The following is a 14,373-nucleotide window of genomic DNA, read 5'->3' as shown; positions in this document are numbered from 1 at the left end:
GAGTTGAAAACCATGAGAACACCGATTATCGCAGGTAACTGGAAAATGTTCAAAACGGTTTCCGAATCCAATGACTTCATTCAGGAAGTTAAAGGAAAAGCGGAAGTTGAAGGCGTAGAGACTGTAATCTGCGCACCGTTTACGAATCTGCCTACATTGGTAGAAGCTGTGAAAGGCACAAACATCAAAATTGGTGCTCAAAATCTTCACTTTGAAGACAACGGTGCATTCACTGGTGAAATCAGCGGCGTAATGCTGAAAGATCTGGGCGTGGATTATGTAATTATTGGTCACTCGGAGCGCCGTCAATATTTTGCGGAAACCGATGAGACTGTCAATAAAAAGCTGCATGCAGCATTCCGTCACGGATTGACTCCAATCTTCTGTCTTGGTGAGACACTTGAAGAGCGTGAAGCAAACCAAACAAAAGACGTATGCAAAGTGCAAACGGAAGCTGCTTTTGCAGGTCTGTCTGCTGATCAAGCGGCACAAGTGGTTATCGCTTATGAACCAATCTGGGCGATTGGTACAGGTAAATCCTCCACATCCCAAGATGCGAATGAAGTTATTGCTTACATCCGCAGCCTGGTGAAGGATCTGTACGACGAGAAGGTTGCAAGTGCAGTTCGTATTCAATACGGCGGCAGTGTTAAACCAGAGAACGTAACAGAATACCTCGGACAAAGCGACATCGACGGCGCGCTTGTTGGCGGTGCCAGCTTGCAGCCGGCTTCGTTCATCGCGCTTGTTGAGGGGGCGAAGTAATGACAGCTCCAAAACCTGTAGCACTGATCATCATGGATGGCTTTGGTCTTCGTAACACGGTGGAAGGCAACGCAGTAGCGCAAGCCAAAAAGCCGAACTACGATCGCTTCATGAGCCAATTCCCACACACAACTCTCACTGCTTGCGGTGAAGCTGTAGGTTTGCCAGAAGGGCAAATGGGGAACTCCGAGGTAGGTCACCTGAACATTGGTGCCGGCCGGATCGTATACCAGGATTTGACCCGTATCTCCAAATCGATTCGCGAAGGCGAGTTTTTCGAAAATGAAACACTTGTCAAAGCTGTGCGCGAAGCGAAACAAAACGGTAAAAAGCTTCACCTATACGGATTGTTGTCTGATGGCGGCGTACATAGTCACATCGACCACCTGTTTGCCATGCTGGATCTGGCCAAAAAAGAAGAAATGAATGACGTTTATATTCATGCCTTCCTGGATGGCCGTGACGTTATGCCGGATAGCGGTAAAGACTTCATGAAGAAGCTGATCGCCAAAATTGAGGAAGTCGGTGTAGGTCAAATTGCAACGGTTCAAGGTCGCTACTATGCGATGGACCGTGACAAACGTTGGGAACGTGTTGAGAAATCATATCGTGCCATCGTTTATGGTGATGGACCAAAATACAACGATCCACTCAGAGCGGTTGAAGAATCGTATGAGAAATCCGTATTTGACGAATTCGTTGAGCCAACGGTTATCGTTAAAGCGGATGGTGAGCCGGTAGGTTTGGTAGGAAGCGGCGATTCCGTAATCTTCCTGAACTTCCGTCCTGACCGTGCGATTCAGCTGTCGCAAGTATTCACGAACAAGGATTTCCGTGGTTTCGACCGTGGTCCGAAATTCCCAGAAGGCTTGCACTTTGTCTGCCTGACGTTGTTCAGTGAAACGGTTGAAGGTTATGTGGCTTACTCGCCTAAAAACCTCGACAATACACTGGGTGAAGTTCTGGTTCAGAACAACAAGAAACAGCTGCGTATTGCTGAAACCGAGAAATACCCGCACGTTACCTTCTTCTTCAGCGGTGGACGCGACGTGGAGCTTCCGGGCGAAACTCGCGTGCTGATCAACTCGCCAAAAGTTGCAACGTATGATCTGCAACCGGAGATGAGCGCTTACGAAGTAGCGGATGCATGTGTTCGCGAGATTGAAGCAGACAAACATGATGCGATCATTCTGAACTTCGCCAACCCGGATATGGTTGGACACTCCGGCATGCTGGAGCCTACCATCAAGGCGGTTGAAGTGACAGATGAGTGCATGGGACGTGTTGTTGATGCAGTGCTTGCCAAAGGCGGCGTTGTACTCATCACTGCTGACCATGGTAACGCGGATATGGTATTTGATGAGCAAGGACGTCCGTTCACTGCTCATACAACAAACCCGGTTCCATTTATCGTTACAGACCCTAACGTAACCTTGCGTGAAGGTGGAATCCTGGCCGATATCGCGCCAACGATTCTGGACCTGATGCAGTTGCCTAAACCGGAAGAAATGACAGGTACTTCTGTCATCGCTACCCGTAAATAATTCGTTTAAATAGGTTGTTGAATAAGACAAAGTGGAACCTGGAACGAAGCAGGCAGAACCAATCTGAAGAAGCAACGCGTTCGCCTTTATCACATGATTCCAACATATGAAGATAAGTTCATAGGAATCAGGGGATAACAGCGATCGGAAGATGGTACTGCATGCGGAGTGGTCTGGTGAAACTCAATTATTCTGAACGTATTAAAAATAAATTCAAATTTAAAGGAGATTATCACTCATGACTATTATTTCTGACGTGTACGCTCGCGAAGTCCTCGACTCCCGCGGTAACCCTACAGTTGAAGTTGAAGTATACCTGGAGTCCGGCGCAATCGGACGCGCAATCGTTCCATCTGGTGCATCCACTGGTGCCCACGAAGCTGTTGAGCTTCGCGATGGTGACAAATCCCGCTACCTGGGTAAAGGCGTTCTGCAAGCTGTTAAGAACGTAAACGAAACAATCGCTCCAGAAGTAATCGGTATGGACGCTTTGGATCAACTGGGTATCGATAAAATGATGATCGCTTTGGATGGTACGCCAAACAAGGGTAAACTGGGTGCTAACGCAATCCTGGCTGTATCCATGGCTGTAGCTCGCGCAGCTGCTGACGCTCTGGACCTGCCACTGTATGTTTACCTGGGCGGATTCAACGCTAAAGCATTGCCAGTACCAATGATGAACATCATCAACGGTGGTGAGCATGCTGACAACAACATCGACGTTCAAGAGTTCATGGTTCTTCCTGTTGGAGCACCAACATTCAAAGAAGCTCTTCGCGTTGGCGCAGAAATCTTCCACAACCTGAAATCTGTACTGAGCTCCAAAGGCCTGAACACAGCTGTAGGTGACGAAGGTGGTTTCGCACCGAACCTTGGTTCGAACGAAGAAGCAATCACTACAATCATCGAAGCGATTGAAAAAGCAGGATACAAACCAGGTGTTGACGTATTCCTGGGTATGGACGTAGCTTCCACTGAGTTCTACAAAGATGGTAAATACACACTTGCTGGCGAAGGTAAATCTTACACTTCCGCTGAGTATGTTGACCTTCTGGCTTCATGGGTTGAGAAATACCCAATCATCACAATCGAAGACGGTATGTCCGAAGATGACTGGGATGGTTGGAAATTGCTCACTGAAAAACTGGGTGACAAAGTACAACTCGTTGGTGACGACTTGTTCGTAACAAACACTGAGCGTCTGGAAAAAGGTATCAACGAAGGTATTGGTAACTCCATCCTGATCAAAGTTAACCAAATCGGTACACTCACTGAAACATTCGATGCAATCGAAATGGCTAAACGTGCAGGATACACAGCTGTAATCTCCCACCGTTCCGGTGAGTCCGAAGACAGCACAATCGCTGACATCGCGGTTGCAACAAATGCAGGACAAATCAAAACAGGTGCACCTTCCCGTACAGACCGTATCGCGAAGTACAACCAATTGCTCCGCATTGAGGATCAACTGGGCGAACTGGCTCAATACAATGGTCTTAAAGGATTCTACAACCTTAAAAAATAAGCTGTGTTCACAGCTTCTAAGGCAAGCCGGGTAACCGGCTTGTCTTTTTCATTTCTTTATAACATAGACAGTATCATGGATAAGGTTGTAGATTGGGAATAGCTGTGGTACAATTAAAGTAACTGTTTTTATGGTGAGATGTTATGCCCACATGGGTAGGAGGTGGAAAGAATGGATATTGCTTTGAAATTGCTGCTCGTTGTTTTCTCGATCGGTCTAATCACTGTAGTATTGCTGCAGCACGGGAAAAGCGCTGGTTTGGCGGGTGCCATCTCCGGTGGTGCGGAACATCTTTTCGGTAAAACGAAAGCGCGCGGATTGGATCTTTTCCTGCAACGTGCAACCGTTGTACTGGGTGCAGGATTTATGATCTTGGCTATCATTGTTACAGTCATTTCCAAGTAAGGAATGCTGTATTGATTGGTAGATCAAGCATATATGAATGAACGACCTAAGATGATGAACCTTCGTTTCGAGAAGAAACGAAGGTTTTTTAATACATTGGCGCATGTCCAAAGTTTACCAACTGTTTTTTTCAACCCATGTAATCTTCGGTTCCCCACTTCCCTTTCATTTGCCTTCCCGTACTTAGCTCAGTTGCCTACTTAGTGGTTCGTTACGAACGACTTTGCTCATAACATTTCATATTTATTTCGTCTTTGAACGTAGTTCTTTAAAGAATTTGTTATCTTACAATCCAATGAAAACGTGTACTCATGACGTGAAGTGGTGCGTTCGGCTAAGGTTTGGATTATTTTGCGGGGTACGGATGCGGTGGATTGAATTCGTGTATACTAGGGTATGAGATAGTGAGGGCATGTGTTACGTGGCATGAAAATTGCAAAAATTCAGATACATAAAGACAGGATACAAACCAGATTACACTTTTACGTTTCCCGAGGTGAATATTAATGATAACAGAACAACAATTGCTCGACTTCATGCGGGAAACCGCTTATAAACCGATGACCTATCAGGAGCTGGAACAGCACTTCGAGATTGAAGATGCAGCTGATTTCAAAGCCTTTTTGATCATGCTGAATACACTGGAGGAATCCGGCAAGATTCTGCTTACCCGTAACAACAGGTACGGCATGCCTGAACGCATGAACCTGGTTCGCGGAAGACTGCAGGCACATGCGAAGGGATTTGCTTTTCTCATCCCTGAAGATAAAGAGCATCCGGATGTCTACATCCATGCCAATGATATGAAGAGCGCCATGAACGGGGACACGGTCCTTGTTAAAGTGACGTCTCAGGGTCCATCCAATGGACGTTTGGAAGGCGAGATCGTGCGCATTGTTACCCGTGCAATTACCCAAGTGGTTGGTGTGTTTCAAAGCCATGAGGTATACGGCTTCGTCATTCCGGATGATAAGCGAATTAAGCGTGATATTTTCATTCCGCGCACGAATTCTGCCGGGGCTGTAGATGGACAAAAAGTCGTTGCCAAAATCGTGAACTACCCGGAAGGGCGCGCTGCCGCAGAAGGCGAAATTATTGAGATTCTTGGACATAAGGATGATCCAGGCATTGATATATTGTCTGTCATTCGCAAGCATCAGCTGCCGGAAGCTTTCCCGGATGAAGTCGTGGAAGAAGCAGAACAAGCTCCGGAATCCATTACGGATGAAGAGATCGTACAGCAGGGCCGCCGTGATTTGCGTGGATTAAACATCGTAACCATCGATGGCGAAGACGCCAAGGATCTGGACGATGCCGTCAATGTGGAGAAGCTGCCGAACGGAAACTACCGTCTGGGTGTTCATATTGCGGATGTCGGCTACTATGTACGCGAGAACTCCAAACTGGATCAGGAAGCATACAACCGCGGATGCAGCGTGTACTTGGTAGACCGTGTTATTCCGATGCTGCCGCATCGTCTCTCGAACGGGATCTGCAGCTTGAATCCGCAGGTGGATCGCCTTACGCTGTCCTGTGAAATGGAATTCAACGACCAGATGAAGGTTGTGAAACACGACATCTTCACGAGTGTGATCAAAACCAAAGAGCGTATGACGTATGCCAACGTTCGTAAAATTCTTGAAGGCGAAGAGCCGGAATTGCTGGAGCGTTACAAGGATCTGGTGGATGACTTCCATCTGATGAAAGAAATTGCCCTCAAGCTTCGCGCCATGCGTATGCGCCGGGGTGCGGTTGACTTTGATTTTGAAGAATCCAAAATCATTGTGAACGAAGAAGGCAAACCGGTCGATATCGTCAAACGTGAGCGCTCCATTGCAGAACAAATTATTGAAGAGTTCATGCTGGCGGCCAATGAGACCGTGGCAGAGCACTTCCACTGGTTGAAGGTTCCGTTTATCTATCGTGTGCATGAAGATCCCGATCAGGAGAAATTGCAAAACTTCCTCGCTTTTGCAGCGAACTTCGGACACCATGTAAAAGGACGCGGTAACGCGATCCACCCTCGTGCACTTCAATCCCTGCTTGAGGATATCAATGGAACGAAGGAACAGACGGTAATCAGTACGATGATGCTGCGTTCCATGAAGCAGGCGAAGTATGATGCGGAGATGTCAGGACACTTTGGCCTCGCGGCTGAGTTCTATAGTCACTTCACGTCACCGATTCGTCGTTATCCCGATCTGGTCATTCACCGTGTCATTCGGGAAGTGATTGAGAACAAGGGTGCGCTGCCTGAGAATCGTCAGGAATACCTGGCGTCACGCATGTCCGACATTGCACAGCAATCGTCTGAGCGTGAACGCGTCGCAGTTGAAGCCGAGCGGGATACAGAGAAAATGAAGAAAGCCGAGTACATGCTCGATAAGGTCGGCGAAGAATTCGAAGGCATGATCAGCAGTGTAACCAGCTTCGGCATGTTCATTGAACTCGAGAATACGGTAGAAGGCTTGATCCGACTGAGTGCATTGACGGACGACTATTACCATTTTGACGATCAGCATATGGCTCTCATTGGTGAGCGGACCTCGAAAGTGTTCCGTATCGGAGATGAGGTGAAGATTCGTGTTGCTCGCGTGAGCATGGAAGAGTACACGATTGACTTTGAAATGGTGGATATGAAGCCACGCAGCGAACGGCCAGGCGGTTTTGGTGGCGGTAACCGAGGCGGCAGAGGTGGACGTCCTGCTGGCGGTGGTGGCCGGAGTGGCGCCAAAGGCGGTTCTGGATTCAGTGGCTCACGTGGAGGCAAAGGTGGCGGCAGCCGCGGTGGAAGAGCACCGGAAGAGAGCAGTAAGGGTGGACGTGGCAGCTTCAGTGGAAAAGGTGGCGGTAAACCGAAAGGTGAACGCCGCACGGGAGATGCAAGTGCACCAGCTGCTGCTCGCGGTAAAGGCACAGGAGCAGTTAGCTTTGGTTTTGGATCGGGTAAAGGTGGATACAGCTCTGCGCCGTCTAGTCAGGACAGCAGCACTGGCGGTCAAGGGACTGATCTGAACAGCGGTAAGGGCCGTGGCGAAGGCAGTTTCAAATCCGGCAAGGGCGGCGGCAAAGGCGGTAAAGGTGGCGGCGGACGCAAAAAGACGTCACCTAGCGGGATCTTTATCGGCGAAGCAGCTACACCTGGAGGTACGCAGGAAGGCGGAGCTCCGCGCCGTAAACGGAAAAAGAACAAAGGGGCTTCCGCTAATGGAACAGCTGCTTTTGTACGGAAGAAGAAAAAGTAAATCGTTTCGCACAGCATGAAATGTGTGTAATGAGAAGGGGCGGCATATGCTGCCTCTTTCTTGATTTTAACAGCGGTCCTTGCTACAATTAAGGTCTGGCGTAGGGTACCTGGGCATCATCGGGTGCGCGGCTATAGAGCATGGTACCGGCTTATTTTACGGAGAAGGAGTGAGGACATGGGCAAGAATGATGGACAGAGTAAAGTGCTTGCACAGAATAAAAAGGCTTCCCATGACTACTTCATTGAAGATACGTATGAAGCGGGCATGGTACTTACCGGAACGGAGATCAAATCTCTTCGTAACGGCCGTGCGAATATTGGAGATGCGTTTGCCACGATTCGCAACGGTGAAATTCACATTCATAATATGCATATTAGTCCTTTTGAACAAGGGAACCGACATAATCCGCTTGATCCGACGCGTACACGCAAGCTGCTGCTGCACAAGTCACAGATTAACAAGCTGCTTGGATTGTCGAAGCAGGAAGGGTACAGTATTGTGCCGCTGAAGATTTATGTGCGTAATGGATATGCGAAACTGCTGCTTGGCCTGGGTAAAGGTAAGAAGCAGTATGATAAACGTGAGTCTGCTGCGAAGCGGGATGCACAGCGTGATATTCAACGGGCACTGCGTGAGAAGCAGAAAATCGCTCGCTGATCGAATTGCTTCAGCTTCGCAGGATGCGTCATAAGTTAACTTTAAATGCGAAGTAAATGAGGATCTCAAGTTTGGCCCAGAACTGGGCGGAGCTTGGGATTTTTATTTTTACGTGGGTGCTGCAGTTAGAACGTTTGGGAGAGCAATAAGGATCTATATCTGTAAGCCCAGGATGGTTAAGTTAACGACAGATCGGTTTAGGTCACTGCGATATGACGGAGGGTGGGGTATCTTAAGTAGCTGCCCTCTGCGTAGCCTGTACAAATTGTGGGTAAAATAAAGGAGGTACAGTTGTTCGCAATGTCATGCTGGTAAACTTTACTTCGTCCGAGGGACGCGGTATAATATGTAGACGATTGAGCCTCAGAACGTGCATTGGTTAATCTTGCACAGATGCTCAGCCTGCTGGTATGACTTCCAGTAATCTGTACTATATCTGCATTCGGTCCTGTGATATGATTATTCATGTAGCAGACAGGAATGCCGAGTTTGAAAGAGCATCTTTTTACCTTGGAGGAAAAAGATGTGCAGCACCTTTGCTCCGTATTCACGGATTAATCCTGGAGCCCTTCTTATATGAGGGGGCGTTTATGGATTCGACGGGGATAGTTCGAGCATGGGTAGCGGGTAGTGGGGACGCGTCCGCTTCATCAACGCTAAAGCCTATTAAACGGCAAACAACAAAACAACTACGCTTTCGCAGCTTAATAACCTGTGAGCGTGCTCTCGCTCTGTATCGCCCATGTACCGGGATGAGGGCTCAACTTTAGTGGGATACGCTGTCACATCTCCGCCTGGGGTGTGCTGAAGAAGACAATCAGGCTGACCCAACGTATAGCCGGTTACGGGGCGATACTCGGGTGACATCAAAACTGTGACTACACCCGTAGAAGCTTATGTGTCGTTATCTTCGGACAGGGGTTCGACTCCCCTCGCCTCCATACTGAAAACCCAGTCTTACAAGGACTGGGTTTTTCTATGCCTTTAAAAAGAAGACAAATGTTAGACAATCAGAAAAGATAAGTGATAAATTGCCCTCCGAGTTAGACATTTTGTCTACAGGAGGGCTATTGTCATATTTAACAGCTTTATGTTAACGTACATTCAGGTCAGGTTAAAGACTCCTCTACGGAATAGAACGAGGTTCGACACTTCAGATATTTACGAACATGCTTTCTTATATTAGATTATTGATATCTCATCGGAACAATAAAAAGGGGAAGATCAATATGATGAATGGTGTTAGAAAAACAAAAAGCGGCAAGTATCAGGTTACGTTTGACCAAGGAATGATCAATGGAGTACGGCATAAGTCAACAAAGGTATTTGATACGCTGGGTGAAGCAGAGAAGGCACTTACAGAGTTTAAATACAATAAACAACGTAATTTATTAGTGACCGTGAATAATATGAGCTTGGTTGAGTTGTTAGATTATTGGATGAAAAAGTATGTTAAATATAACTGCGAAGAAACAACCAGGTATGGATATAACAACATCATTTCCAAGCATATTGCTCCATACTTTGCTCATATGGGACTAATCAAGCTCCAACCGATGCATATTCAAGACTATTATGATCACTTAATTCAGGTTAAGGGTTTATCTCCAAATACAGTCCATAAACATCATGCTTGTATTCGAAAAGCTCTTGACTTCGGTATGAAGCAACAATTGGTGCACTGCAATGTTGCAGATGCAGTAGAGCTACCTAAAAAGGAGTTTTTTGAAGGCAAGTCATACACTAAAGAGCAATTAAATGAATATTTTAGCGGCTGCATTAAAATTGGAAGTAGCGGAAGATACTCAGCTAAGCCAAGAATTCGTATGTTAACGTATCGAAAAAAGGAGAGCTGGATAAACAGCTCTCCTTTTTCGATGCTTACTTCTTTCGGGTAGGCATCTTTATTACAAAGAATAGTATCGACAAGAAGAATAGTGCTTGCGAGACGTTGACAAATATTCTGATACCTTCCCCCGATTCTTTTAAGTCGAATAAGATATCAATGACGGACACCAAACCTGTAATTATAAGTATGATCAGTGAAAGTATGTACACGTTTAGTCCCCCTTAAATATTGGTGCTTTACAGCAGGAAAAATACAATGGCTCTTGCTGCTGCATCACTTAACCATGCCGGAAGTCCAACTGATTGTAAAGCATTGGAGAGGCCATCCTCTGCAGTGCCTGTGAAATCTACCATGATATCCAAAGCTTGCATAAGTACTTGGTAGCTTAAGTAATATTTCAAAGTTGTTTTGGCGCCATCTGTTAGCAAAGGAATTTTGTCTACGTACTCTTTTATTTGTGCATCCCAAGCACGAGAGCCGACATTTTTCAATTTTTTAATCAGTTCCTGTGCAACTTCTTTTGCTAGTTTTGTTTTCCAACCCTGTGTAGTAACATCGCCTGCACTTGATGTAATACCAAGTTCAGCGCCAACAGTTCTAAAGAGAGTATCGTAATCTACTTGTCTAAGTTCAAGTTCAATTCTTTTGTCCAGATCGATTGGGCCAGATGGTAATTCGATTTGTGTTCCCGAATTAGTAGAATTTCCATTCGCAACTTGAGCGCTAGCAAAAGCAGGCAGAGTAAATGAGGACAACAAGAGTGCGGATAATGATGCGATTCCCAGTTGCTTAACCTTTTTCATAGAATCATACCTCTTTTCATAGAATTTGGTTGTTACAGGAATATAATAGCATTTCGAATCATAATTGTATATATATGTAAAAAACACACTGTAATTTTTGTAATAGTAACTTTCGATTTGTTGAGCGGTTTTTGAACGAATGTTGATGCTTCATTGGACTTTCTATGTGATAAATTTGTATTGTGGAAATTGAGCGAGAATGATACGCACAGCCGCAAATGCGGCATATGACTGGGGCGTTCCTCTTCTCGCTTTTTCTTATTTCAATAAAAAATCGGAGGTACAGATCATGAAACCAACTATTGGACGTACAGTACATTATCAACGCTATGGTACTCCAGGCGGCGAGTATAAAAGTGAACCGAGCGCAGCGATCATTACTGAGGTTGTTAATGAAGATAAAGGCATTGTGCATATGACAGTTCTTAATCCGACAGGTTTGCACTTTAACAGAGACGTACCGTTCTCCGAGGTTCCGAAACCTGGACACTGGAACTGGCCACCAAGGGTGTAGCCATTCCATTGGTTTTAACGAGATGATCACGTTGAGACAGTACTCGGCATGATGCAGTAGCAAGGAAAGTTTTACTTTGGAGGGAGGAGTAAACTGATGGACCAGTGTTCACGATGTGATAACAACGAAGTTGCCCTAACCGATAACTTTTGCAAAGTCTGTGGTTTGGATTTGAAAGCCGCCGCGGAAACGACGGCTACGGATCAAAAAACACCAATAATGATAAATATCAATATTGCTCCGCATGAGGGAGCTGCAGAGAGCCTTGAGAAGTTTGTCCAAAAACTTCAGGAGCCAGAAACTAAAGAACTTTATTATGAAATATTAAATAACGCCATTTCCACTGCAATCAATTCATACAATGAACAAATGATTAATAAGAAGGTTCCAATTAATCCTCGTGCGGAGTCTCGGATTCAGGAATGAATCCAATTCTTCGTGCTGGACGATTAGGGTCTGATTTTGGGACAACTGTAATCAAGAAACTTAATTGACTGACATGCTGCACCAATTGAGACCATTGACCGTTAACGTGCCCATAGAAGAACATCAAGGATGGATTATGAAATCCGATTTCTGTGACATTCATTAAAACGGATTGACCGAATGATGCGAGTTGTATAGCTATCTCTTCACTCTCATTCAATTCATCTTCAAATGCTTTAATTTGGGCCATCAGGATATCGTATTGATTATCTGCCAGTTTAGGGTCTCTCAGGGATGCAAGAGCAATATCACCAATAAGATCATTTTTCCTCTTAGGCAAAAAATCTTCCGCATTATACATCTAAAACTTCCTCTCTTTTTAAAATGGTGTGCGCAAACTCCATTTTAGCAGAAAGAATAAGGATAGACAGTAAACGGTGATCTGCATGAAGGTAATTTCTCCCTGCTGTCGAATTAAGACATATCACACCAAGGGAGAGATGCCAGAATGAAGTACAAACGCGACATTACGACTGTTGAAGAGATAAGCAGCCTGGAACCGGAAACATTGAACCACGTTCTTTCAGAGATAGGCTATGATCCTAGTGCCGGAGACTTCTTTTTTATAAAGAGTGATCCGAATAAAGTCCATATTGTAATATCCCACAAGGGGCTGCACGAGTGATCGCTTCAGCTATTATGTTCGTAGCATTCTAAACTTAACGTAAAAGGTGGAAACAAAAATGAGTATTGATGAACAACTTGAGCTTCTAAAATATCAGATCAAGCTCATTAAAACGCTTGTAGCATCTGATGAACATCCACACATTATGTTTCTCTTGGATCATGATTTTAATGAAAGACAAACCCGATCTTTGAATGACGTATTGTACATATTCAACCGCCGATTAGGTGAACAGTCCACGATCAATGATGGGCAGCTGGAACTTTTCCATAATGAAAAAATAGAGGACATTAAAGAGCGTAATAAATTCTTTTCTGTTCCTGATGATTTCCTATTAACTGAATCTCCACCGACATACGAAGAATTCGTATTTCTCATGGAATTGATTGGACCGGTAGATGTTAATCCGTCATATCTTTTAAGATCTCTTCAAATGCAGAACATGTATGTGAAACTTTGTGAATATTTACTGAGTCAAAAATAAACAAAGAGGACTCTGTCGATTAACTCGATAGGGTCCTTTTTTCTGTTGAATAACGAACATGTATTCGCATATAATGATAAAAAAGCAAACAAACGTTCTGTTATTTGGAGGGATGAACATGCCAGTAAAATACCTGGGTTGGTTGGTCGAGATCATATATGAGGATCAAAGCGGGAAGATTACAAAACGGCGAATACAAGTCAAAAGTATTCGATCCGGACTGATAAAAGCAGACGACCTCTTGTCTGGCAAGCCAAGGACATTCAAGGAATCAGGGTTACTGGCGTGTTATCAGATTAAGGCTACGGCATAGGAGGAATGACAGATGAATGATTATGAGCGCAAAGTATTGAGGATCCTTTATAACTACAAAGGGATTAGGAGACGGTTCCCGACACTCCATGAATTGACCATCAAGACCGGAAGGAACAAGGCAGATATCATGGCTGCGTTGGATGGTCTAATCGCTGGGAACTACATAACGTGGGAAAACAAATCGGATACGGCTAATATTGTTATCCTGGAGGGCTGGGAGCGGCAATCTGAGAAGCCAAAGCCTCCTAAGGTACCGTCACCGGCGCGAGAAGATCATTTAAGTTATTGGACCGAATATTGAAACTGGTGGAAGGAACAAAATGGTTATTTACATATTAATCCAGTTGAAATATAATTAACTCAACTAAAATTTGAACGGACAAAAGGAGTAAACTTTTTAGGCGTGCTTACTTTACTTTATGTAGTAAAACATCGTATAACGTAATTAACGGTTTTATCCGGTTTGTAGGTACTAAACGGCTTTGTTTTGAATATGTTATGTTTAGAAGATCAGACATATTTAGCTTGTCAAATGATGATTATTTATCATATAATAATTTGATGGTGTTTAAATCAAATGATTAAGGGAATATTGTTAAGTATAACTTTCGACGGAGAGTGTGATTATGGATACTAAAAACCTAATTGCATATTCAAAAGTTCATGAATATATTCTAGGTGACTTGCCTAAAACTGATACTTATGATGATCGTATTATATCTCAAAAAGTAGCATTTTTAGTCCAAGACGTGGGGATATATTTAGGGGAAATGGACTTTTTTTGGCATAAAAGGGGTCCTTATTCACGATCACTAGCTGCTGCCTTGAGATTCTTTAATAAGAATCAAGAAATGTTTGAAGAAAGTTGTGAAAATGTTAGACTTAATGAATATGTGATTCCGAAGTTGGATCATTTGAAAAATATTATTAACAGTCGCCCTTCTTCTTGCCCTAAACTTTACTGGCTAGAGATATGTGCCTCTCTGAAATATATAAGCAAAGAAGAAAAAAATAATGATATTGATTATTTATCATCTTTTCTGATAAAGAAAAAGAGCTTTCTGCTACCGTATAAGAATGAGATATATCTGTCTTGGCAGTTGATGAATTAGCATATGTTACATAAAGGATTTTACAGTTATAATAACTGTAA

The 14,373-nt window shown here is 44.4% G+C and carries 16 protein-coding genes and 1 other RNA gene; 15 read left to right on the top strand and 2 right to left on the bottom strand.

All coding sequences use genetic code 11. The features are described 5' to 3' along the window. Positions 1-12: 12 nt before the first annotated feature. The 8 genes from tpiA (at position 13) to GUA98_RS22735 (ending at position 10,042) form a co-directional block, all read left to right on the top strand. Complete coding sequence (gene tpiA, locus GUA98_RS22770; protein ID WP_095293028.1) at positions 13-765, top strand: triose-phosphate isomerase; 753 nt, start codon at positions 13-15, stop codon at positions 763-765. After that, entirely contained in the window at positions 765-2,309 is a 1,545-nt protein-coding gene (gene gpmI, locus GUA98_RS22765; protein ID WP_193724485.1) for a 2,3-bisphosphoglycerate-independent phosphoglycerate mutase, read from the top strand. Before tpiA ends, gpmI begins: the two co-directional genes overlap by 1 nt. A 238-nt stretch (positions 2,310-2,547) precedes the next feature. Continuing rightward, positions 2,548-3,834, top strand: coding sequence for a phosphopyruvate hydratase (gene eno / locus GUA98_RS22760; protein WP_095293032.1), 1,287 nt, complete (start codon positions 2,548-2,550; stop codon positions 3,832-3,834). Positions 3,835-4,005: 171 nt separating this feature from the next. After that, on the top strand, positions 4,006-4,239 hold the full coding sequence (gene secG, locus GUA98_RS22755; protein WP_095293034.1) for a preprotein translocase subunit SecG: 234 nt from the start codon (positions 4,006-4,008) through the stop codon (positions 4,237-4,239). A 506-nt stretch (positions 4,240-4,745) separates the two neighbouring features. Beyond that, positions 4,746-7,484, top strand: a complete 2,739-nt coding sequence (gene rnr / locus GUA98_RS22750; RefSeq protein ID WP_193724484.1) for a ribonuclease R — start codon at positions 4,746-4,748, stop codon at positions 7,482-7,484. Between the two features lie 177 nt (positions 7,485-7,661). Continuing rightward, positions 7,662-8,144 carry an SsrA-binding protein SmpB gene (gene smpB, locus GUA98_RS22745; RefSeq protein ID WP_095293038.1) on the top strand — a complete coding sequence of 161 codons (483 nt, stop codon included), beginning with the start codon at positions 7,662-7,664 and terminating at the stop codon, positions 8,142-8,144. Positions 8,145-8,724: 580 nt separating this feature from the next. Continuing rightward, positions 8,725-9,088, top strand: a transfer-messenger RNA (tmRNA) gene (ssrA, locus tag GUA98_RS22740). Between the two features lie 285 nt (positions 9,089-9,373). Then, a complete protein-coding gene (locus GUA98_RS22735) occupies positions 9,374-10,042 on the top strand; it encodes a phage integrase SAM-like domain-containing protein (RefSeq protein WP_227779995.1) in 669 nt (222 codons plus the stop codon). 187 nt (positions 10,043-10,229) lie between these two features. On the opposite strand, the gene GUA98_RS22730 is transcribed toward GUA98_RS22735, so the two are convergent. Beyond that, entirely contained in the window at positions 10,230-10,796 is a 567-nt protein-coding gene (locus GUA98_RS22730) for a hypothetical protein (RefSeq protein ID WP_193724483.1), read from the bottom strand. Positions 10,797-11,085: 289 nt separating this feature from the next. On the opposite strand from GUA98_RS22730, the gene GUA98_RS22725 reads away from it, so the two are divergent. Continuing rightward, entirely contained in the window at positions 11,086-11,310 is a 225-nt protein-coding gene (locus GUA98_RS22725) for a hypothetical protein (RefSeq protein ID WP_193724482.1), read from the top strand. Positions 11,311-11,406: 96 nt separating this feature from the next. Further along, entirely contained in the window at positions 11,407-11,736 is a 330-nt protein-coding gene (locus GUA98_RS22720) for a hypothetical protein (protein WP_193724481.1), read from the top strand. Here the strand turns inward: GUA98_RS22720 and GUA98_RS22715 are convergent. Beyond that, on the bottom strand, positions 11,702-12,097 hold the full coding sequence (locus tag GUA98_RS22715; RefSeq protein WP_175393990.1) for a DUF6173 family protein: 396 nt from the start codon (positions 12,095-12,097) through the stop codon (positions 11,702-11,704). The two genes, GUA98_RS22720 and GUA98_RS22715, sit on opposite strands and share 35 nt — an antisense overlap. A 147-nt stretch (positions 12,098-12,244) precedes the next feature. On the opposite strand from GUA98_RS22715, the gene GUA98_RS22710 reads away from it, so the two are divergent. The 5 genes from GUA98_RS22710 to GUA98_RS22690 all read left to right on the top strand — a co-directional run bounded on the left by GUA98_RS22710 (position 12,245) and on the right by GUA98_RS22690 (position 14,332). Further along, the gene (locus GUA98_RS22710) at positions 12,245-12,421 is read left to right on the top strand and encodes a hypothetical protein (protein ID WP_193724480.1); all 177 of its coding nucleotides are present in this window, start codon (positions 12,245-12,247) and stop codon (positions 12,419-12,421) included. Positions 12,422-12,479: 58 nt separating this feature from the next. Then, the gene (locus GUA98_RS22705; protein ID WP_193724479.1) at positions 12,480-12,905 is read left to right on the top strand and encodes a hypothetical protein; all 426 of its coding nucleotides are present in this window, start codon (positions 12,480-12,482) and stop codon (positions 12,903-12,905) included. Between the two features lie 118 nt (positions 12,906-13,023). After that, on the top strand, positions 13,024-13,218 hold the full coding sequence (locus GUA98_RS22700) for a hypothetical protein (RefSeq protein WP_193724478.1): 195 nt from the start codon (positions 13,024-13,026) through the stop codon (positions 13,216-13,218). 12 nt (positions 13,219-13,230) lie between these two features. Then, complete coding sequence (locus tag GUA98_RS22695; protein ID WP_193724477.1) at positions 13,231-13,521, top strand: hypothetical protein; 291 nt, start codon at positions 13,231-13,233, stop codon at positions 13,519-13,521. Positions 13,522-13,846: 325 nt separating this feature from the next. Beyond that, positions 13,847-14,332, top strand: a complete 486-nt coding sequence (locus GUA98_RS22690; protein ID WP_193724476.1) for a hypothetical protein — start codon at positions 13,847-13,849, stop codon at positions 14,330-14,332. Positions 14,333-14,373 lie beyond the last annotated feature (41 nt).

This window comes from Paenibacillus sp. P13VS, from assembly GCF_015143645.1.
GTDB lineage: Bacteria > Bacillota > Bacilli > Paenibacillales > Paenibacillaceae > Paenibacillus > Paenibacillus xylanilyticus_A.
The sequence above is the reverse complement of the archived record's forward strand: the minus strand, read 5'-3'. Positions and strand labels throughout refer to the sequence as shown.